This window comes from Devosia sp. Z6_126 (assembly GCF_058133495.1).
Window position 1 is genome coordinate 553,325 of the sequence record NZ_JBYUNO010000003.1, and the last position, 21,500, is coordinate 574,824.

Annotated in this window: 17 protein-coding genes and 2 tRNA genes; 9 read left to right on the forward strand and 10 right to left on the reverse strand. The window is 63.2% G+C overall.

From position 1 onward, the window contains the following. Window positions 1–34 precede the first annotated feature (34 nt). Window positions 35–2,491: an ATP-dependent helicase HrpB gene (gene hrpB, locus AC3YOG_RS14925; protein WP_489935640.1), complete on the forward strand. Its 2,457-nt coding sequence runs from the start codon at window positions 35–37 to the stop codon at window positions 2,489–2,491. Window positions 2,492–2,677: 186 nt separating this feature from the next. On the opposite strand, the gene msrB is transcribed toward hrpB, so the two are convergent. From msrB to cpdR, 5 genes are all read right to left on the reverse strand, one after another. Then, window positions 2,678–3,082 carry a peptide-methionine (R)-S-oxide reductase MsrB gene (msrB, locus tag AC3YOG_RS14930; RefSeq protein ID WP_489935641.1) on the reverse strand — a complete coding sequence of 135 codons (405 nt, stop codon included), beginning with the start codon at window positions 3,080–3,082 and terminating at the stop codon, window positions 2,678–2,680. Between the two features lie 89 nt (window positions 3,083–3,171). After that, window positions 3,172–3,741: a pyridoxamine 5'-phosphate oxidase family protein gene (locus AC3YOG_RS14935; RefSeq protein WP_489935642.1), complete on the reverse strand. Its 570-nt coding sequence runs from the start codon at window positions 3,739–3,741 to the stop codon at window positions 3,172–3,174. Between the two features lie 740 nt (window positions 3,742–4,481). After that, window positions 4,482–4,556: transfer RNA gene (locus AC3YOG_RS14940), tRNA-Val, on the reverse strand. 29 nt (window positions 4,557–4,585) lie between these two features. Beyond that, window positions 4,586–4,660, reverse strand: a tRNA-Val gene (locus tag AC3YOG_RS14945). A gap of 210 nt (window positions 4,661–4,870) precedes the next feature. Next, on the reverse strand, window positions 4,871–5,230 hold the full coding sequence (cpdR, locus tag AC3YOG_RS14950; protein WP_127754035.1) for a cell cycle two-component system response regulator CpdR: 360 nt from the start codon (window positions 5,228–5,230) through the stop codon (window positions 4,871–4,873). A 196-nt stretch (window positions 5,231–5,426) separates the two neighbouring features. Here cpdR and AC3YOG_RS14955 point away from each other — a divergent pair, with 196 nt between their 5' ends. Further along, complete coding sequence (locus AC3YOG_RS14955; RefSeq protein WP_489935643.1) at window positions 5,427–6,323, forward strand: N-formylglutamate amidohydrolase; 897 nt, start codon at window positions 5,427–5,429, stop codon at window positions 6,321–6,323. A gap of 29 nt (window positions 6,324–6,352) precedes the next feature. Here AC3YOG_RS14955 and AC3YOG_RS14960 read toward each other — a convergent pair whose 3' ends face one another. The 3 genes from AC3YOG_RS14960 to AC3YOG_RS14970 all read right to left on the reverse strand — a co-directional run bounded on the left by AC3YOG_RS14960 (window position 6,353) and on the right by AC3YOG_RS14970 (window position 8,853). Then, a complete protein-coding gene (locus tag AC3YOG_RS14960; RefSeq protein ID WP_172124224.1) occupies window positions 6,353–7,285 on the reverse strand; it encodes a DMT family transporter in 933 nt (310 codons plus the stop codon). A gap of 106 nt (window positions 7,286–7,391) precedes the next feature. Continuing rightward, on the reverse strand, window positions 7,392–8,237 hold the full coding sequence (locus AC3YOG_RS14965) for an AraC family ligand binding domain-containing protein (RefSeq protein WP_489935644.1): 846 nt from the start codon (window positions 8,235–8,237) through the stop codon (window positions 7,392–7,394). A gap of 127 nt (window positions 8,238–8,364) precedes the next feature. After that, complete coding sequence (locus tag AC3YOG_RS14970; RefSeq protein WP_349236715.1) at window positions 8,365–8,853, reverse strand: MgtC/SapB family protein; 489 nt, start codon at window positions 8,851–8,853, stop codon at window positions 8,365–8,367. A 264-nt stretch (window positions 8,854–9,117) separates the two neighbouring features. Between AC3YOG_RS14970 and AC3YOG_RS14975 the strand changes: the two genes are divergently transcribed. Continuing rightward, window positions 9,118–10,029 (forward strand): bifunctional GNAT family N-acetyltransferase/nucleoside diphosphate kinase regulator, encoded by a 912-nt coding sequence (locus AC3YOG_RS14975; protein WP_489935645.1) that lies wholly within the window; start codon window positions 9,118–9,120, stop codon window positions 10,027–10,029. A gap of 175 nt (window positions 10,030–10,204) precedes the next feature. On the opposite strand, the gene AC3YOG_RS14980 is transcribed toward AC3YOG_RS14975, so the two are convergent. Then, window positions 10,205–11,119, reverse strand: coding sequence for a LysR family transcriptional regulator (locus AC3YOG_RS14980; RefSeq protein ID WP_164854870.1), 915 nt, complete (start codon window positions 11,117–11,119; stop codon window positions 10,205–10,207). Window positions 11,120–11,260: 141 nt separating this feature from the next. Between AC3YOG_RS14980 and AC3YOG_RS14985 the strand changes: the two genes are divergently transcribed. From AC3YOG_RS14985 to hisN, 3 genes are all read left to right on the forward strand, one after another. Continuing rightward, window positions 11,261–12,010, forward strand: coding sequence for an SDR family NAD(P)-dependent oxidoreductase (locus AC3YOG_RS14985; RefSeq protein WP_489935646.1), 750 nt, complete (start codon window positions 11,261–11,263; stop codon window positions 12,008–12,010). A gap of 56 nt (window positions 12,011–12,066) precedes the next feature. After that, window positions 12,067–12,738 carry a glutathione S-transferase family protein gene (locus AC3YOG_RS14990; RefSeq protein WP_127754041.1) on the forward strand — a complete coding sequence of 224 codons (672 nt, stop codon included), beginning with the start codon at window positions 12,067–12,069 and terminating at the stop codon, window positions 12,736–12,738. 187 nt (window positions 12,739–12,925) lie between these two features. Beyond that, a complete protein-coding gene (gene hisN / locus AC3YOG_RS14995; protein WP_489935647.1) occupies window positions 12,926–13,714 on the forward strand; it encodes a histidinol-phosphatase in 789 nt (262 codons plus the stop codon). Window positions 13,715–13,732: 18 nt separating this feature from the next. Here hisN and AC3YOG_RS15000 read toward each other — a convergent pair whose 3' ends face one another. After that, the gene (locus tag AC3YOG_RS15000) at window positions 13,733–14,704 is read right to left on the reverse strand and encodes an alpha/beta hydrolase (RefSeq protein ID WP_164854871.1); all 972 of its coding nucleotides are present in this window, start codon (window positions 14,702–14,704) and stop codon (window positions 13,733–13,735) included. A 443-nt stretch (window positions 14,705–15,147) separates the two neighbouring features. Between AC3YOG_RS15000 and AC3YOG_RS15005 the strand changes: the two genes are divergently transcribed. From AC3YOG_RS15005 to gltB, 3 genes are all read left to right on the forward strand, one after another. Beyond that, complete coding sequence (locus tag AC3YOG_RS15005) at window positions 15,148–15,609, forward strand: Hsp20 family protein (protein ID WP_489935648.1); 462 nt, start codon at window positions 15,148–15,150, stop codon at window positions 15,607–15,609. Between the two features lie 145 nt (window positions 15,610–15,754). Further along, a complete protein-coding gene (dps, locus tag AC3YOG_RS15010) occupies window positions 15,755–16,228 on the forward strand; it encodes a DNA starvation/stationary phase protection protein Dps (RefSeq protein WP_127754045.1) in 474 nt (157 codons plus the stop codon). Between the two features lie 522 nt (window positions 16,229–16,750). Then, a complete protein-coding gene (gltB, locus tag AC3YOG_RS15015) occupies window positions 16,751–21,499 on the forward strand; it encodes a glutamate synthase large subunit (RefSeq protein WP_489935649.1) in 4,749 nt (1,582 codons plus the stop codon). Window position 21,500: the final 1 nt, after the last annotated feature.

The following is a 21,500-nucleotide window of genomic DNA, read 5'->3' on the forward strand; positions in this document are numbered from 1 at the left end:
GCCCCCAGCCCCGCCATGCGCCACAACCCCGGCCATGTCCCTGCCGCCCCTCCCTATCGACGAAGCTCTCCCAGCCCTTCACGACGCGCTGGCCGCCGGCCCCTATGCCGTGCTGGTGGCGCCCCCCGGCGCCGGCAAGACCACCCGCGTGCCCCTCGCCCTTCTCGATGCGCCCTGGCGCGCGGATGGCCGCGTCATCGTGCTCGAGCCGCGCCGGCTTGCCGCCCGCGCCGCCGCCACCCAGATGGCGCGCCTCCTGGGCGAAGAGGTCGGCGCGACCGTCGGCTACCGCGTCCGCATGGATAGCCGGGTTGGCCCCAGGACCCGCATCGAAGTGGTCACCGAAGGCGTTTTCACCCGCATGCTGGTGGACGACCCCGAACTGACCGGCATCGCCGCCGTCCTCTTCGACGAATTCCACGAGCGCAGCCTCGATGGCGATCTTGGCCTCGCCCTCACCCTCGATGCGGCCGCCCTCCGCCCCGATCTGCGCGTCCTCGTCATGTCCGCCACCGTCGATGGCGCTGCCGTCGCGCGCCTCCTCAACGATGCACCCGTCATCGAAAGCCTTGGCCGCACTTTCCCGGTCACGACCGAATATCGCGAGCCCGATCCCCTCGCCCGCCTCGAAGACGCCGTTGCGTTAGCCGTCCTTGCCGCCCTGCGCGAGCATGAGGGCTCGGCACTCGTCTTCCTGCCCGGCCAGGGCGAGATCGCCCGCACTGCCGAACGCCTCGCCGAGCGCCTGCCGCCCCACACCAGTCTCGCCCCGCTCTACGGCCAGCTCACCCCGGCCGAGCAGGACCGCGCCATCCAGCCCGCCCCGCCCGGCCAGCGCAAGATCGTGCTCGCGACCTCCATCGCCGAAACCTCGCTCACCATCGAGGGCATCCGCATTGTCGTGGATAGCGGTTTTCGCCGCGTGCCGGTCTATGAACCCGCCACCGGCCTTTCGACCCTGCAAACCCGCCGGGTGTCCCGCGCCGGGGCCGATCAGCGCCGTGGCCGCGCCGGCCGCACCGCGCCCGGTCACTGCATCCGCCTCTGGAACGAAGGCCAGAACGCCGCGCTCCAGCCCTTCGATACCCCCGAAATCCTCGCGGCTGACCTCGCCGGCTTTGCTCTCGATCTCGCCGCCTGGGGCGTCGCCGATCCCAGCCAGCTCCCCTTTCTCGATCCCCCGCCCGCCCCGGCCTGGAGCGAGGCCGTCGCCCTGCTGCAAAGCCTCGATGCTCTCGATGCGGCAGGCCGCCTTACCGCCGCGGGAAAGGCCCTGGCCCGCCTGCCGCTCCATCCCCGGCTCGCCCATATGGTGGTCGAAGGTGCCGCCGACGGCGATGCACAAACCGCCGCCGAACTGGCCGTGCTGCTCGGCGAACGCGGCCTTGGCGGCGACGGCATCGATCTCGCCCACCGGCTCGAGCGCTTCCGCCTCGATCGCTCACCTCGCGCCCGCGATGCCCGCGCCCTTGCCACCCGCTGGGCCAAATCTGCCGGCGGCAGCGACGACACGACCGACCCGCAATTGGCCGGCCATCATCTCGCCCGCGCTTTCCCGGACCGCGTCGCCCAGGCTGCCGGCGCCCGCGGGCGCTACCGGCTCGCCAATGGCCGGCAGGCCAGCATGGACGCCACCGAAGCCCTCGCCGCCGCGCCCTTTCTCGTCGTCACCGACCTGACCGGCGCCGCCGCCACCGCCCGCATCCGCGCCGCCGCTGCGCTGGAACGCGCCGATCTCGAAGCTCTCTTTGCCGACAAGATCACCGCCCAAACCACCCTCAGCTTTGACGATGCGAGCGCCAGCATCCGCGCCCGCCGCACCCGCCGCCTCGGCGCGCTCCGACTTGCTGATGAGCCCGTGCCTGTCGATGATCCGGAAGCCGCCGCCACCCTGCTTGCCGAAGCGGCGGCGCGGCGTGGCGTCGATGCCCTTCCCTGGAGCCGCGAGCAAAAGGCCTGGCGCGCCCGCGCCAATTACCTGCACGCCACGTTGGGCGACGACTGGCCCGACCTCAGCGCCGAGGCCCTTGCCGACAGCACCGCGACTTGGCTCGCCCCCGCCCTTTACGGGTTGACCAAACTCTCCGAAATCACCGGCGAACAGCTGCGCACCGCGCTGGATCTGCTGCTGCCCTTTGCGCGGCGCCAGGAGATCGAAGCCCTGCTGCCCAGCCATTTCACCGCCCCGACCGGCAATGCCGTGCCCATCGACTACACCGCCGAAGGCGGCCCTGCGATCGAGATTCGCGTGCAGGAACTGTTTGGCCTCACCCGCCATCCCACCATCGCCAATGGCCGCATCCGGCTGGTTCTCGTGCTGCTCTCGCCCGCCCACCGCCCGATCCAGACCACGCGCGATCTGCCGGGCTTTTGGGCCGGCTCCTGGCGCGATGTCGCCAAGGAGCTCAAGGGCCGCTATCCCCGCCACCCCTGGCCCGACGATCCCGCCGGGGCGCGCCCCACCGCCCGCGCCAAACCAAGGGGAACTTAGGGCCACGCCCGCGTGGTTCGAGGCGCCGAAAGCACACCTCACCATGAGGCTTGTTGATGCATCGAGTTCCAAGTAGCCCTCATGGTGAGGTGCGAGCTCTTCGCGAGCCTCGAACCACGAACCACGAGGGCGTGCCCCCGAGGGCGGGCATAAAAAAGCCCCGGATCACTCCAGGGCTCTTGGGTCCTATTCGGCAGGCGTAAAATTCAGCGCCACACCATTGATGCAATAGCGTAGCCCCGTGGGCGGGGGACCATCGGGGAACACATGCCCCAGATGGCTGCCGCACCGCGAGCAATGGCACTCCGTGCGCACCATCCCGTAGGAGCGATCCTCGGAGGTCTCGACCGAACCGGGCAGCGGATCGTTGAAGCTCGGCCAGCCCGTGCCGCTCTCGAACTTCAGCGTCGATTCGAACAACGGCTGGTCGCAGCCGGCGCAGGTGAACGCACCCGCCCGCGTTTCATGCAGCAGCGCGCAGGACCCCGGCCGCTCGGTGCCGTGGTTGCGCATCACCTGGTATTGCTCGGGCGTCAGCCGCTTGCGCCATTCCTCATCGGTCCGCGTGACCGGAAATGCATGAGCATCCATGCCATTCTCCCGCTTATTCCAAAATTTCAACATGGCTCTCATATAGTGCTGCACCCGCCCTGGCGACAGGCCCAACCCCTCCGAGCCGTTCAAGCCGAGGTGACCGGCGCCTCGAACAGCCCCGTAGGAAAGCCATCCTGACTCACCTGGTTCTTTTCGCGCCAATAATCCTCGATGCCATCCACGCCCTTGGCTCGCGCCCAGCTATCCATCTGCGGGCGCTCCTCGCGATAATCAAACAGCGGCACGCCATAGCCGCACGAGGTTTGCACCAGCTCGATCGCGAGCCGCACCATCTGCCGCGCCCCCAGCGGCGCCTCGCCCCCGAACTGCTCGGCCAGCAACGAGGCATATTCCGCGCTCTCGCGATGGACTACCCGCCCCTGCCCATACAGCCGCAGAATCAGCGGTGGCCCGTCCACAGCGCAAAACATGATGGTCAGCCGCGGATCGATCCGCAGATGCGCCGCCGTTTCATTGCCGCTGCCGGTGCGGTCGAGATAAAGCACGTCATTGTCCCCGAGCACCCGGAACATGTCGGTGCTGCGCGGCGACATGTTCACATGCCCCGTCGGCGCCGCCGAAGCGGTAAAGAACATATGCTGGGCCGCAATGAACTTGTGATGGTGGGATTCGAGCTGGGGAAATCGCTTTGCCATGCCCCGTTTCTGCTCCCGCCCCAGCAACCCGCGCAAGCCCTTTTCATCAGCCAAGCACCAATCCTCGCTCAAGCGCGGCCAAGCACTGAGAGCCCGCAGCACGCGCCTCCCTCCCCTTGGGGGGCTTCGAACCGGCCGAAGTCGAAATCGCTCCAGTGGAGCGATTTCAGGTGAGAAGGCCATGAGAGCAATGCTCGAATGGCTGACGGGGTGGGGGCCGCGTTTTAGCAACATTGCGCCCGCCCAACGACCCCCTCTCTCAATCCCTCCCCTCAAGGGAAGGGACGCAAAAGCTCACCAGGAGAATGGCAAGACAAAGCGACTCCGACGGAACTTGCAAACACCCAGTGCCATCCACCACCCAGCGCCCATGCCCTATCGCCTCCCTCCCCCTTGAGGGGAGGGATCGAGGGTGGGGGTTCGGGCCACCGGCTAAACTCGATTCGCGCACAACCCACCGCCAGAACCTCCACCCCAACCCTCCTCTCACGGGGAGGGAGCGGCCCGGCGCAAGCGGCGCGTGTTGCGCCATCCCCTTTGCAGGGCAGGCGCAGACAGCAGTCATCGAGAAACCGGCAAATCAATGCTGGCCGTCAGGCACCATCCGACCCAGCTTCGGGTTGGGGCGAGTCGAAAACAGTAACGTCCGAGAACCGGCGCGCAACGTAGATTACTACGTGAGCACCGGAAGCGCAGGTCATTGCTGTTTGCAGGCCGCCCCGGCGCGAGGAAGGGGCGGATGGTGGGAGTAACAAGGATTGAACTTGTGACCCTTCGCGTGTGAAGCGAATGCTCTCCCGCTGAGCTATACTCCCATCGCCATCGGCGAAGTAGACTAGAGAGATGGTGGGCGTAACAAGGATCGAACTTGTGACCCCCTCGATGTCAACGAGGTGCTCTCCCGCTGAGCTATACGCCCATCTCTCCGGGAAGGAACCGCCGCTAGGCCGTCCCAATGGCGCGGATAGACCACAAAACTTGCTTTGTGGTCAAGGGGCCTCGCGCGCGCCGCTGGGGAGAAAATGCTCCCCCGCTTTTCCGCTTCCACCAGCGCCCAGATCTGCGCGCAGCAACGGCAATTCCGGCAACCTGTTCAAAGGCGGCTCAGGCGCCGCCCCAGCGTGTTTGATCACGCGGCCAGCAGCCGCTCCACTTCATTCACCAGATCCTTGAGGTGAAACGGCTTGCTCAGAACCGAAGCATCCTTGGGCGCGTCACTGTCGGGGTTGAGCGCCACCGCGGCAAAGCCGGTGATGAACATCACTTTCAGGTCTGGATCGAGTTCGGTGGCGCGCCGCGCCAACTCGATCCCGTCCATTTCCGGCATCACGATATCGCTCAGCAGCAGCGAAAACGGCTCCTCGCGCAGCCGCTCATAGGCAGAAAGGCCATTATCGAAGGAAACCACCTCATAGCCGGCGTTTTTCAACGCCCGCGTCAGAAACTGGCGCATGTCATTATCGTCTTCCGCCAGCAGAATTCGTCTCATCACTCTCTCCGGCCAATTCGCCACTGAGTCGCAAATTATCCCACGGATGTTTATGCCAGGTTAGCCATAACGCAAACCGGGCAGCTGGCCCTTACAATTATCTTGATCAACTGGACAAGCCGCGTGCCACGGGCCACATTGCGGGGGTAAACGGCGCCGCGTCGCAGAACGGCGCCCAAGCCTATCGGGGGGGACTGTGCGGTCCGACTATTGGGATCAGCCAGCGTTTGAAACGATCCGGCCGCGCCGCCTCGTGGCGCCCCTGGTGTTCAACTCGGCCCATTCGGGCCGCAATTATCCCGAACGCTTCCTTGCCATGACCCGGCTCGATAATCTCTCGATCCGCCAGTCCGAGGATGCTTTTGTCGACGAACTCTTTGCCCGCGCGCCCCATCTCGGGGCTCCCCTGCTGCGGGCGCATTTCCCCCGGGCCTATCTCGACGTCAATCGTGAGCCCTGGGAACTGGACCCCTCCATGTTCGACGAGCCCCTTGGGCCGAGGTTCAACACCACCTCGCCGCGCGTGGCGGCCGGCCTTGGCACGCTCGCGCGCGTCGTGGCCGAAAACAAGCCCATCTATCGCGACCGGCTGACCCTTGAGGACGCGCGCATGCGCATCGAGGGCATTTATCAGCCCTACCATGCCGCGCTGCAAAAGCTGCTCAACGAAGCCGTTGGCACCTTCGGCGTCGCGGTGTTGATCGATTGCCATTCCATGCCGCGCATCAACCGTCCGAGCGACCGCTCCGGCCCCGATATTGTCCTTGGCGACCGCTATGGCACCACCTGCACCCCGGCCCTGATCGACATGGTGGAAACCATCTTCAGCGCGGCGGAACTGCGCGTTGCGCGTAACCGCCCCTATGCCGGGGGCTTTTCCACCCGCGCCTATGGCCGCCCCCAGCAAGGCGTGCACGCCCTCCAGATCGAAATCAGCCGCCACCTCTACATGAACGAAGCGACCTTGGATCGAAACAGCGGCTTTGACACCATGCGCTCCCTCATGGACCACCTGATCACCGCCCTCATCACTCTGGACCTCCCCACCCTCCTCACCCCCCACACCGCCGCCCAGAAACTCGCCGCCGAATAGCGGACCGGCCGGCGCCTCACCCGCACCCGTCACCCTGCCCGGGCATCCTGCTGCATCAATTCCCGGCGTTCGCCTGCCATGCCGAGGAATGTCCCAGCCACGATCAGGGCTGCACCAACAAGCGTCGATGCGGTTACAGGCTCAGCCAAAAGGAGATGCGCTAACGCAAAACCGAACAGCGGCTCGGTTCCCATCAGAAAGCCAACCCTGGTCGGGCTCGTTCGGCGGACCGCAGCATTCTGGACGTAAAAGGCCGCGATCGTACAAAACAGCGACAGAAAGGCGACGCTGGCCCAAAAGCTCGGGCCGGCCGCCACAACAAGCGCGCCAAGTCCCTGAGTGCTCCAAAGCATCGCCAGCGCGACTACGCTGACGATGACAGCTTGCGTGGCAGTCAGCGCCACGGACGACAATGCGCGCCCCGCCATCAATCGCTTGGTGGCAACCACCATGACCGCCCGAAGCATGGCGGCAAGGAGAATAAGCCCATCCCCGGGCGACCATGCGGTCAGTCCACCCACAAGGCAGCCAACGCCAGCGCAGGCGATAACCGCGCCAAGAATGACGATGGGGGGCGGCACGCGCCGCGCCAGCGCATAGTCCAGAAACGGAGTAAAGAGCGTGCTCAAGGAAATGATCAAAGCCGCATTGGTTGCGCTCGTCTGGGCAAGGCCTGCGATCTCGGCAATAAAGATCACTGCTAGAATAACGCCGAGCACAGCAGCCCGCACCAGGTCCGCCCGCGCAGCAGATGCCAGTTCGCGCCGCGCCAGCATGGACATGATGCAGGCAGTGGCGAAAAACCGGTAGAAAATCAGGACCAGAACCGGCGCATAGGCCAATGCGCCTTTGCTGACCGGGTAGCTCGCCCCCCAAACCACCGCCACGCCCAGCACGGCCAGGTCGGCCAAGCCGGTGGAGCGGCGATCATGTGTTGCCGCCGCATGGACCCTGTCCGTCATCGTCTTTACCCTCGTTCAACTCAGACCGGCCACTGTGGCTCACGGTCTAGCTGTCAGTGGGTAGGCGATGGCACAGGCGAGCTATAGAACGAAAGTGCAGCCCCGGTCAGGCCTGCGCATAAGCTGCCGGTGTGGTGCCGACTATGGCCGTGAAGTGCCGCGTCATGTGGCTCTGGTCGGCAAAGCCCGCCTGGGCCGCCGCCGCAGCCAGCGAGTGCCTTTCGCGAAGCAGGTTCTGCACCAGGCGCACCTTCAAGCCGATATGGTAGGCATGGGGCGGCAGTCCGGTGCGGCGCTTGAACAAGTCGATCGTTTGCCGCCGACCCAATTCGGCCAGCGAGGACAGCACGTCGAGACCGACATCCTCTTCAACATGGGCATGGAGGTAATCGACAAGGTTTCGGGCGCGGTGATCCGGAAGAATAATCGCCATTTCTGTTGGGGCAGTGTTACCGGCAAGCCTGGCCACCACATCCCCCAGGGCATCGAGGGCCGTGTCCCGGGACAGCGCCAGCCGTGACGCATGCACAACCTGGTGGATGCGTTCCAGCCGCGCCGCGAGAGAGGGATCACGGCGGTTGGAGAGCTTGAAGTCCGGCAGGGGCACGCCCTCGCGGCCTTCCCGATTTCCCAGGATGTCCCTCATGGTTTGCTCGGAGACATAGAACATCCGTTGCCCCCAACCGTCCTCGACCGCCGCATTGCCGTGGTGCACGTCGCCGGGCCGCATGGTCATGACGGTTCCCGCGCTCACGCTGAGCTGCTCACCCCGGCACCAAACCGAATGCACGCCGGCTGTGATCACCCCAATCAGGTATTGCGGGTGAAAATGGGGTTTGAACGATTGGCGCACATAGTGAGCGGCGAGGGTTTCGAGGCCCCCATGGACCAGTGGTCGCCGGAAGGAAACGCGCTCCGATCCTCCCTTCGCCCGCGCTGGCCTATCGTTCACCGCTCTCGCCTACTCGTTTGTGCCGCAAGGATCCTGCCACCATCGCAGATAAACCGCAGGGAGCGGCGAGTAAATAAAATCCGCAGACCACATCAGCCCCCGTGTCCCCCCGGGGCCTGGCGCTTGCCTACTGGCTATCGCCGTTATCGGCTTTTGACGGCAAGATCAGTGGCACCGCCGCCAGGATGATGAGGATAACAGCCGCCGACAGCACCGCGGTTGCTTCGAGGCCCAAACCGGCAATGACACCAATGCCCGCGGTCGCCCAGATATTGGCGGCGGTGGTCAGGCCCTCCACCTGGTTCTTTGCCGTGCGCACGATAATTGCGCCGGCGCCGAGGAAGCCGATCCCCTGCACAATGCCCTGCAAGACCCGCGACATATCCTCGATCGGCATGCCACTCTGGGTCGGTCCGATGACAAACAGTGCCGCCCCCACGGCAACCAGCATATGGGTGCGCACCCCTGCGCTTCTGCCTTTGCGTTCACGCTCATAGCCAAGGATCCCACCAAGCATGGCGGCGAGCAGCAACCGCATGGCAATGCGCGTAATGGTCGAAACGTCTGGAACGTCTGAAAATTCACTCAGGGCGGTCGACCAGATTTCGTCTAGCACGGTTGGTTTCCTCATCATGATGCCGGGGCACGGCGTGCCGCTGCACCTATAAGGCAACAGGCCCTACATGGATGCCAGGGGCATGCAAATGCGCGTCCCTGGGTCGCAGCCCGGGGCCTGACCCTCCGCGTGAGCACCCCGGCGCTGGCCTTGGCGGGTACATCCTTGCTATGGTGTGCTTTCCTGTTTTTCAGCTCTGACCCGAAAGAACCAGCACGGCCATGACCGTGACAGGCTTTCATTCTTGCGACCAAGGTGGCGAAGATGAACAAGCCTTTTGTGGCGCTGCGTCCGGAAATCACGCGGACCCACGCCCAGATCCTGATGCGCTGGTTGGAAGATGAACGCGTCACGCGCTATCTCAGTGATTCAAGCAGCGTGTCCCGCTTCATCGCCCAGGCCGTCGATCGAACGCAGCTGCCGATCCTGACCCATTTGTTCAACGGGGGCGGACGCTTCTTCATGGCCCATGATCGCACTGATCGGCCCGTGGGCTTCGTCCGCCTGGTCAAGACCGGCCCTGATTGCGAAATCGTCCTGGTGATCGGCGATCACGACAACTGGGGTCGCCGGCTCGGCGCCAGCACCATCCGCGAAGGGCTGAAGCTCGCCTTTCTCGATATGCGCGCCCGCACCGTCATCGCCAAGATCCATCCGGACAACACCCGCTCGCTCAAGGCCTTTGAGCGCTGCGGCTTTCTGGTCGATCGGGAAACACCAGGGCTTACCGCCCTGTCCATGACCTCTGCCCGCTATCTGCAGCGCCTGCGTGACGGAGCCATGGCCGAAGCCGCCGAGATTTACATCACCGAGATGGACAAAGCCCGCCTCCAGGACCTGATGGCCTACGAGCAAGGGCCGGCCATTGTGGACCTCGAACACGAGATCGAACGAGCCATTGTGGTTGATCCCCGGCGCGTCGCGCGCGATGTCGTCACCATGAATTCCAGGCTCGTGCTGCAGCTGGACGACGAGCAGCGCGACGTGACGCTGGTTTATCCGCAAGACGCCGACAAAAACTCGGGCAAGCTTTCGGTGCTCTCCGACCTCGGCGCCGCAATCCTGGGTTATGGTGAAGGCCATGCCATCGACTGGCTGGTGTCCGATCGTCCACAGCAGATCCGCATCGAACGGGTACTTTACCAACCCGAATCCGCCGGTCACTTTCATCTCTAGCGGCAGTATCGGGCCGCTACCCCCTACCCCAGCAGCCACCCAAGCCACCAATCCGGCTCAGCGACCCGGAACGGCCACCATGGGGGTGGGAAGCTGAATGCCGGCTTTCAGCAACGGAGCCGAAGAAGAAACAGGCCACACGCTGTGCTAGAGCTTTGCTTTAGGTTCCAGACCGCTACCCAGTCACGGTGTTCTCGAGCAATTGTGGCGCGTTCAGAGCTGGCTCGTGGGAGAATTTATCGGCAATAAAGTCCATGACCACGCTAACACGCCGCGGCAGGAGCCGTGTCGCGGAGTAAAGGATGTTGATCGGCGTGGGCTCGCCCAGATGATCTGCGAGAACCACCCGCACAGATCCGCTCCGTATGGCATCTTCGAAAAGCCAGAACGGGCCATAACCAATCCCGAGCCCGTCACGCACTGCCCGATACACGGCGTCGATAGAATTCACCTTTAAGCGTCCAGTGACCGGGATGTCTCCGCTTCTGAACGACCACGCTCCTGTGGTCAGCAACGTGTAGACAATGCAGGTGTGATCTTTGAGGTCGTCCGGGACTTTCGGCTCGCCGCGTCTCTCAAGATAAGTGGCGCTGGCGACGCAAACTCTTACAGAACTACCGATCCGCCTGGCACGCATGGCGCTATCACGGAGGGTCCCGATACGGATGGCTATGTCGACACCTTCGCCAATAAGGTCGACGTACTGGTCGCCGATCTGAAGGTCCATCTGCAACTCGGTATAGCGTTCCAACAACTCGCCCAACCAGGGAAGCAGGACCTGGCTGCCGAGTGAGGTCGCGCAGGCCACACGCACAAGTCCACTCGGGCGGTCTTCGCCGCGGGCATTCGCCTCCGCCTCGTTTAGTCCGTCGAGTACGGCACGGGCTTCCTGGTAAAAACGTTCGCCTTCGGGCGTCAGACTGAGTTTTCGCGTCGACCTCTGCATGAGGCGTGCACCGAGATGCTTTTCCAGTGCCGCGATGTTTCGGCTGACGGCCGGCTGCCCAACGCCCATTTCACGGGCCACAGCTGTGAAACTGCCGGTCTCGACAGCCCGTGTGAACGAAAGCATCAGGGTAAAGCGATCCACGCGAATTCATTCCTCAAAAGCATGAATGATATACAAAAGCGCCGACTAATCCAGGCTTCGCAGAAGTCTATATCCAGACAACGGTCGAACGAACGCTCCGTTTGGAAGTGTCTTGTGCCGATTTGATTCTGGATGACGATGATGGGTAGGCTTCAAGGAAAGGTTGCCGTCGTGACTGGCGGTACGAGCGGTATCGGGCTGGCAACAGCTCTGCGGTTCGTGCAGGAAGGCGCTTCGGTCTTCATCACGGCTCGCCAGCAGGTGGACCTGGACAAGGCGGCAGCGGCAATCGGTGGTGACATCACTGCCATCCGCGCGGACTCCACCAATCTCTCGGATCTCGACACGCTTTTCCGTGCCGTAAAGTCGGCAAAGGGGAGGCTTGATATCCTGGTGGCAAGTGCCGGTCTCGTGGACCCGGTGCCATTCGGCGATATCAGCGAGGCGAGCTTCGACAAGACGTTCAATCTCAATGTGCGCGGCACGATGTTCACTGCGCAAAAGGCGCTGCCTCTGATGGCAGCTGGCGGGTCCATCATCCTCGTCGGGTCTGCGGCCAGCTATATGGGGCTTCCTGGCTACAGCACCTATAGCGCTACCAAGGCGTCGCTGCGCTCCTTCGCCCGAACTTGGACCGCAGAACTCAAGGCAAGCGGGGTTCGAGTCAACACATTGAGCCCTGGCCCGATCGACACTCCGATCATCGATAGCCAAGCCGATTCCAAGGAAGGCGCGGACGCCATCCGGACGGCATTCGCATCCATGATTCCGTTGGGTCGGATGGGACGTGCCGAGGAAGTGGCCAACGCGGTTCTTTTCCTCGCCTCAGATGAAAGCAGTTTCGTTGCCGGAACCGAGCTTAGTGTCGATGGCGGCATGGGGCAGGTCTGACCCCACACGGCCACGCCCTGGTGTGGCCCACTACTCAAACAACCAAAGGAGCAGTTATGACAATCAAGATTTACGGCGATCCCGGTTCGGGCAGTTTGCGTCGCGTGACCACCGCCGCAAAGATCATGGGCATTGAAATAGAACGCGTGAAGGTCGATCTGTTTAAGGGCGAAAGCCAAACCGACGAGTTCAAGTCGCGCTTCAATCCACATGGCTTGACGCCGGTTTTGGAAGACGGAGATTTCATTCTCTATGAAGCCGCCGCCATCAATTTGTACCTGGCTAACAAGGTAAACTCACCGCTGGTCGGAGCTACGGAGAGAGAACGCTTCGAGGTCCTTCAGTGGATGTTCTGGTCGGGCGAGCAATGGCGTATCTTTGCCACCACCCTATTCGATGAACGGGTCGGCAAGACGGTCATGGGCGCACCAAAGAACGAGCCGGTGATCACGTTCGCTGAGGGCAAGATGCGCGCCGCAGCGAAGGTGCTCGACCAGCATCTTGAAGGGCGCAAGTTCATGGTAGGCCAAGCTCTGACCCTTGCTGACTTCGATATTGCGGGCCCCTTCTCCCAGATTGATCGTTCGAAGCCTCCTCTCCGGGACTATCCTAACCTTATGGCGTGGCACGACAATCTTCTTCAGTCGGTCCCAGAGTGGGCTGAAACAAAAGAGGAAGTCGACAACCGTATCGACAGCTTCCTGGGGAGCGTCGGCGTAAAGCTGTAAATTGCAGCCTTTCCTTCTGGCCAGCGCGCATCTGGAATGGTGCTCGCTGGCAAGAGGGGGCCTGCAGTGGGTGGAGTTCGGGGAGCCCACCCAGTTCCTCCCCTCACCTCTTCATGCTACCACCACCGCGTCTCCCCCAGACCTCCTGGTGAGCCCCAGCCACGAGGTCGTGCCCCGGACCTCCTGCATGACGCCTGATTTCGCTGCCATCCAAGCCACCCTGCTCCGCGCCGCCGACGCCGCTGCGGCCTGCACCCTGCCCTTGTTCCGCACGCCCCTGCTGGTCGACAACAAGCTCGCCGGCGGTTTTGACCCGGTTACCGAGGCCGACAAATCAGCGGAAACCGCCATTCGCGCGGTGATCGCTGAAGCCTTTCCCGATCATGCCGTCATTGGCGAGGAATGGGGCAACACGGGCGAGCACCGCTTTTCCTGGATCATCGATCCCGTGGATGGCACCCGGGCCTTTATTTCGGGTGCCCCCGTCTGGGGCACGCTGATCGGCTTTGCCGTGGACGGCGTGGCGGTCGCCGGGATCATGACGCAACCCTTTATCGGGGAAACATTTTTGGCGGTGCCTGGCCAGGCCAGCTATCGCCGCGGCCAGACCCAGGCACCCCTGCGCAGCTCAGGGCAAACCGAGCTTGCCGCCTGCCGCGTGTTCACCACCACGCCCGAGCTTTTCCGCACGCCCGAGCTGCAAGCCAAATGGCAGGCTGTGGCCGGCGCCACCCGTCTGCAGCGCTTCGGCATGGATTGCTATGGTTATGCCCTGCTCGCGGCCGGCCATGCCGATCTGGTGGTCGAGCCTTTCCTTAACACCTATGACATCGCCGCCCTGGTGCCGATCATCCGCGAAGCGGGCGGCGCCATTGCCCGCTGGGACGGCAGCGAGCCCACCAGTGGGGGCAATGTGGTGGCCGCGGCTTCCCCCCGGCTGCTGGATGCTGCGCTCGAACTGGTGAATCGCGCCTGAGCGGACGGAGCCCTGCGGTCAGCTCTGCTCGGTGATGAACGCGTCAAAGGCGGCGAACACCTGCGCGCGAATCGCGTCGGTTTCCATGAACAGCTCATGCTGGGCCCCCGGCACCACCATATGCCGGCCGGTGCGCAGGCGCAGGCCCAACTCCTCGGTCGCCGGTGTCCAGACCACCCGGTCCCGCGCTGCCGCCAGGATCAGGAGGGGCACCCGCAGCTTTTCGGGAAAGTCATCGCGCTGTGCCGCAGCCATGGCCGCCAGCGCCGCCCCGGTCCACTGGATCGTTGGCGCCCCGATTTCAAGTTCGGGATGGGCCTTGAGCACCGCGATGCTCCGGGCAAAGCGCTCGGGATCCCCGGTCAGCGGGTTGTCGGCAAACGCCATTTTCGAGGCAGCCTTGTCCTGCGGCCGCCGCAACGGCAACCGTCCGAGCCCAAGAAAGCTCATTGCGCTCAGGATCCGTGCGGCGCCCGCGGTGCCGAAGGGCGGCGATTCCAGCCCCACCATGGGCGAGGACAAAAAGATGCGCTCGAACATCAGCCGGTCATTGACCCCGGCAAACAGCGCCGCGAGCCCGCCCATCGAATGGGCCACGAGGTAATAGGGCGGCGGGCAATCGGGCAGCAGGATTTCGCTGTGAAAGCTTTTGAGGTCGCTCCAGTAATCGGAGAACTTGTCGACATATCCCAGCTTGGGATTGCCGATCAGCCGTTCCGATCCACCCTGCCCGCGCCAGTCAAAGGTCGCGACGCCAAAGCCGCGCGAGCGGAAATCGGCGATGGTCTCGAAATACTTCTCGATGAATTCGGTTCGCCCCTGCAGCAGGCACACCGTGCCCCGATGCGGCCCCACGCCCTTGGGCCAGATCGCATAGCGCAACCGCACCCCGTCGGCGGACCGGAAGAACCCGACGCGCCCCCCTTCGGGAACCGGATTGTTCGGGTCGCTGGCCAGTTTGGGCCCATTGGGATCCACAACAATGGTCATGCCAGAACCTTCATGCCGGAGGGGCCGGTGCTGGAGGCAAGCCGGCCGGAGGGGTGGGCTTATATAGGCGCTGGACAAAAGAAAGCCAGCACCTCTTGCGAGATGCTGGCTCCCTTACGCTGCGGGCCCGTGCGGGGGGCGGGTGACAAGCCCGCAGTTGCGTAGCGCCGGCTTTGGCCAGCACATGCCCCCTTATGCGCCCCCCATCCTGAACGGGGATGCAAAACCGCGTTCAGAATGCGTTCATCTACATGGCCATTGCGGGGCAAAAAAATTTGCAGCGCCCGCTGTGCAACGCTCTTGAACCCCCAAACCGGGCGCCTAGATATAGCTCGTCCGCCGGCTATCCGGGGACCTCACCCGAGCAAAATCAACGGCTTGCCTCTTTTGGGAGCCGCATAGCAAGGGTCGAGAACACCACGTTGCTTTCAGGAGAATGTGTTATGCAGACCATCGATTTTTCCCCCTTCTACCGCTCCACCGTCGGCTTCGACCGCCTCTTTAACCGCCTCGATACCCTGAGCGGGCAGGAAGCAAAAACTTATCCTCCCTACAATATCGAGCGGACCGGCGATGATGCCTACCGCATCTCCATCGCCGTGGCTGGCTTCTCCAATGGCGACATTGCCATCGAGACCAAGGAAAACAGCCTGGTTGTGAAGGGCGCCAAGCCCACTGAGAGCACTGAAAAGGCCCGTGAATTCCTCCATCGCGGCATTGCTGAGCGCGCTTTCGAGCTCCGCTTCCAGCTGGCCGACTATGTCGAGGTTCAGGGTGCCACGCTCGAAAACGGACTCCTGCATCTGGAACTGAAGCGCGAACTGCCCGAAAGCAAGAAGCCGCGCACCATCCAGATCAGCGGCGGCACCAGCCAGCCTACGATCGAGGACCAGTCGGTCAACTAGTCCGACCCGTTCGCAACGATCCAAGAGGCGCAGTCCACCCGGGCTGCGCTTTTTCATTTACCCCCAGCCGGAACTTCACCGCGGCCACAATGGTTTCCTCCAGAGCACACGGCAGCCATCTGCCCCTCACCTCAAGGACAAACCCATGGCCATCCCCTCGGTAGAATTGAAGTCCAACTCCAAATCCGCGGTGATCGAGCTGCTCAATGCCCGCCTTGCCGACTCCATCGATCTGGCGCTGCTGACCAAGCAGGCGCACTGGAATCTCAAAGGCTTGCAGTTCATCGCGGTGCACGAAATGCTCGATCCATTCCGCGCCGCCATCGACACCCATACTGACGTGATCGCCGAACGGGTGGCGCAGCTGGATGGCATTGCCTTGGGCACCAGCCAAGTGGTTGCCGCCTCCACGAGCCTGCCGCCCTATCCCACCGAGATTCGCAAAGTCCCAGACCATCTTGCGGCACTGACTGAGCGCTACGCCCAACTCGCCAACCAGATTCGCGACGATATCGACACCGTCGAAGAGGCCGGCGACCCCACTTCAGCCGATATTTTGACCGCCTTCTCGCGCGAGCTCGACAAGGATCTGTGGTTCCTTAAATCTCATCTTGAGTAGCCCCCGTTCCGCGGTCTGCCTAGCTCACGCGGCTCTTCTCTTCGGAGAGCCGCGACCCTCCTGAGCGCAGCTTTCCTATCCTGAACTTGGTAATTTCCTACTTGGCTGTCCCAAGCCGCTCATATCCCGCTTGACCCCCGGTTTCTATTTGTGCAATTGTGACCGCGATAGGGCAGCACGTCTGTCCTTTCTGACGCGTCGCCCCGGTCTCCCCGGCCAGCACGCACGCCGATCCGGCTGGCCCGCTATGCCATTAGCGGAAACGGAAAGGCGGGGATAAATCCGAGACGCCGAACGCCCGTTCAGGCCAGTCTCGAAGCCCGAATGAGCGGCCATTTGGATGCAGCGCCGCTCCCACGCATGGACGTATTTGCTCTTCCGAGCCGTACCAGGTACGACCCGCTCGAGCAACGCGCCCACCAGAGGACGACAACGCATCCGCCCCGCCGGTCTGCCGGCACACCCAGGATGCACACGACATAGCGACATGCCCGCTTGGGCCGACAGAGCAAGGATACGACCATGGCACTCCACCGGAACGGACCCACTTCTCCCGTCACGAGCCCAGCCAGCACTCGTAAAACTCTGATCGAGAATGGTCGCCCTGTCGCTCTCAACACCGGCCGCCCCGCTGCCCAGGGTCTTTACGATCCGGCCAACGAGCACGATGCCTGCGGCATCGGCATGATCGCCAATATCAAGAACAAGCCCAGCCACGAAGTGGTCGAAAAGGGTCTCGAAATCCTCGAGAACCTCGAACACCGCGGCGCCGTAGGTGCCGATCCGCTGATGGGTGATGGCGCGGGCATCCTGGTGCAAACGCCGCATGCCTTTTTCAGCAAGGTCCTGCCGTTCCCCCTGCCCGAAAAGCAGTTCTACGCGGTGGCCATGCTGTTTTATCCCAACGATCCCGCCCTTCGGGATCGCTGCGCCCAGACGGTGCGGGCGTGCCTCGCGAGCGAAGGGCTGACCCTGCTCGGCGAGCGCCTCGTGCCCTTCGATAACTCTGCCCTTTCGGCCGGCGTTATCGCCACCCAGCCCATCATCGAGCAGATGGTGATCGGCCGCCCCGTTGGCCTTACCATCGATGAGTTCGAGCGCAAGCTCCTGATCGTGCGCAAGGTGATCTCCAACACGGTTTATCGCGAGATCCCCGAAAGCGACACGGACAACGGCTTTTACGTCGTCTCCATGTCGGCGCGCACCATTGTCTACAAGGGCATGTTCCTCGCCTACCAGCTTAAGGCCTTCTACCCCGACCTGCATGACGAGGACTTCGAGTCCGCGATTGCCTTGGTGCACCAGCGCTTTTCCACCAACACCTTCCCCTCCTGGAAGCTGGCGCATCCCTATCGCATGACCACCCATAATGGTGAGATCAACACCATCCGGGGTAACGTCAACTGGATGGCTGCCCGCCAGGCCTCGGTGTCTTCGCCCCTGTTTGGCGAAGACATCACCAAGATCTGGCCCATCTCCTATGAGGGCCAGTCCGATACCGCCTGCTTCGATAACGCGCTCGAGTTCCTCGTGCGCGGCGGCTATTCGCTGCCCCATGCGGCCATGATGCTGATCCCCGAAGCCTGGGCCGGCAACCCGCTGATGGACGACACCCGGCGCGCCTTTTACGAATACCATGCTGCCCTGATGGAGCCCTGGGACGGTCCCGCTGCCATGTCGCTGTCCGATGGCCGCTATGTCGTGGCAACGCTCGACCGCAATGGCCTTCGCCCCGCCCGTTACCTCGTCACCAAGGAAGGCCATGTCGTACTGGCCTCCGAATCGGGTGTGCTCGACATCCCCGAGGAAGATGTGGTCGAGCGCTGGCGCCTGCAGCCCGGCCGCATGCTGCTGATCGACCTTGAAGAAGGCCGCATCATCTCTGATGACGAGATCAAGCAGAGCCTGGCCGTCCGCAATCCCTATTCGGCCTGGCTCGCCCGCACCCAGATCGTGCTCGAAGACCTGCCCGAAACCCAGCCCAAGGCGCCGACCACCTCGGAGTCGCTGCTCGACCGCATGCAGGCCTTTGGCTACACGCAGGAAGACATCAAGCTGCTGATGACGCCCATGGCGACGACCGGCCAGGAAGCCGTTGGCTCCATGGGCACCGATACGCCCATCTCGGCGCTCTCGGACAAGAGCAAGCTGCTTTACACCTACTTCAAGCAGAACTTCGCCCAGGTCACCAATCCGCCCATCGATCCGATCCGCGAGGAATCGGTGATGAGCCTCGTCTCGTTCATCGGGCCGCGGCCGAACTTGTTCGACCTTGAAGGCGCATCGCATCACAAGCGGCTAGAAGTGCGTCAGCCCATTCTGACCAATGAGGATCTCGAAAAGATCCGCGCCATTGGCGACATGGCCGACAACGAGTTCCGCACCCAGACCCTCGACATCACCTACCCGGCCGCTGAGGGCGCGGCGGGCATGGAAGCGGCGCTTGCCGCCATCTGCGAGGCCGCCGAAACCGCAGTGCGGGGCGAATTCAACATCATCATCCTCTCGGACCGCCTGGTTTCGGCCGAACGCATCGCCATCCCCGCACTGCTGGCCACCGCTGCTGTGCACCATCACCTGATCCGCAAGGGTCTGCGCACCTCTTCCGGGCTCGTGGTGGAAACCGGCGAAGCCCGCGAAATGCACCACTTCGCCATGCTGGCTGGCTATGGCGCCGAAGCCATCAACCCCTATCTGGCCTTCGAAGCGCTGGCGGCCCTGCATGCGGAAGGCGAGTTCCCGGCCGAAGTCGACGCCCATGAAGTGGTTTACCGCTACATCAAGAGCGTCGGTAAGGGCCTGCTCAAGGTCATGAGCAAGATGGGCATCTCCACCTATCAAAGCTATTGCGGCGCCCAGATTTTTGACGCCGTCGGCCTCAGCAGCGAGTTCGTCAAGCGCTTCTTCTTTGGCACGGCAACCACGATTGAAGGCGTGGGCCTGCTCGAGATTGCCGAGGAAACGGTCAGCCGCCACGCTGGCGCCTTTGGCGACGACATCGTGCTGCAAAAGTCGCTCGATGTCGGTGGCGAATATATGTACCGCATTCGCGGGGAAAAGCATGCCTGGTCGCCCGATGTGGTCGCTGACCTGCAGCATGCCGTGCGCACCCGCGAAGACAGCCCCGAAACGGCCCAGGACCGTTACAACAGCTTCGCGCAGCGCGTGAACACGGCCGAGAACGGCTATCTCGCCATTCGCCACCTCCTCGACTTCAAGCCTCTCGGCCCCGCCGTTGCGCTTGAGGAAGTCGAGCCAGCCGTCGATCTGGTCAAGCGCTTCGTCACCGGCGCAATGAGCTTTGGCTCGATCAGCCGCGAAGCCCATACCACGCTTGCCATCGCCATGAACCGCATCGGCGGCAAGTCCAACACGGGCGAAGGCGGCGAAGAGCCCGACCGTTACAAGCCGCTCCAGGATGGCTCGTCAAACCCGCTGCGCTCGGCAATCAAGCAGGTTGCGTCCGGCCGCTTCGGTGTCACCACCGAATATCTGGTCAATGCCGACCAGCTCCAGATCAAGGTCGCGCAGGGTGCCAAGCCCGGCGAAGGCGGCCAGTTGCCTGGCCATAAGGTGGACTGGATCGTCGCCAAGACGCGCCACTCGACCCCTGGCGTCGGGCTGATCTCACCCCCGCCGCACCACGACATCTATTCCATCGAAGATCTGGCGCAGCTGATCTACGATCTCAAGAACGTCAATGAGACCGCCGATATCTCGGTCAAGCTCGTCTCGGAAGTCGGCGTCGGCACCGTGGCCGCCGGCGTTGCCAAGGCGCGCGCAGACCACATCACCATCTCGGGCTATGATGGCGGCACCGGCGCGTCCCCGCTGACTTCGCTCAAGCATGCCGGCGGTCCGTGGGAGATCGGCCTCGCTGAAACCCACCAGACCCTGGTGCTCAACCGCTTGCGCGCCCGCGTCAAGCTGCAAGTCGATGGCGGCCTTAAGACCGGCCGCGATGTGCTGGTGGGTGCCCTGCTGGGCGCCGACGAGTTCGGCTTTTCGACCGCACCACTGATTGCCGCTGGCTGCATCATGATGCGCAAGTGCCATCTCAACACCTGCCCGGTTGGCGTTGCCACGCAGGATCCCGTGTTGCGCAAGCGCTTCAAGGGCACACCTGAGCACGTCATCAACTACTTCTTCTTCATCGCCGAAGAACTGCGCGGCCTGATGGCACAGCTGGGCGCCCGCACGATCAACGAGTTGGTTGGTCGCTCCGACCTCATCGTGCAAAAGCCCATGCCGGAGCACTGGAAGAGCGAAGGCGTCGACCTTTCTCGCCTCCTGTTCAAGCCCGAGCCGCTGGGTGGCGACACGCTGTTCCAGTCCGAGCGGCAGGATCACCATCTTGAAGCCGTGCTCGATCGCAAGCTGGTCGAACTGGCCCAGCCAGCTCTCGAACATGGCAAGGCTGTCCAGATCGAGCTGCCGATCCGCTCCCGCGACCGCTCGGCCGGCGCCATGCTGTCGGGCGCCCTGGCCAAGCGCTATGGCCTCGAGGGCCTGCCTGAGGACACCATCTCAATCAAGCTCACCGGTACTGCGGGGCAGGCTTTTGGCGCCTTCCTCGCCCATGGCATTTCGATCGATCTGGTGGGCGACGCCAACGACTATGTCGGCAAGGGTCTTTCGGGCGGCCGCATCGTCGTGCGTCCATCCCCGACCACGAGCATCATCCCGGAGAAGTCGATCATCGTGGGCAACACGGTGCTTTACGGTGCCATCTCGGGCGAATGCTACTTCCGCGGCGTGGCCGGTGAACGCTTCGCCGTGCGCAACTCCGGTGCCCTTGCCGTCGTGGAAGGCACGGGCGATCATGGCTGCGAGTACATGACCGGCGGCGTGGTTGTCGTCATTGGCCAGACCGGGCGCAATTTTGCGGCCGGCATGTCGGGCGGCGTTGCCTATGTCCTCGACGAGGACGAAACCTTCCGCTCGCGCTGCAACCTCGCCATGGTTGAGCTTGAGCCGGTGCCTGAGGAGGAATCCCTCATGCAGCGCCTGCATCACCATGGCGGTGATCTGGAATGGCATGGCCGCGTCGATATTTCAGGCGACATGACCAAGCACGACGATGAGCGTTTGCATCAGCTCATCTCCAACCACCTGCACTATACCGGCTCGACCCGTGCTAAATATGTGCTGGATCACTGGGCAGAGATGCGCCCGAAATTCGTCAAGGTGATGCCGGTAGAATACCGCCGCGCCATCCTCGAAATGGAAAAGCGCCGCGCCGGCACCAACACCGTCGTGGCAGCGGAATAAG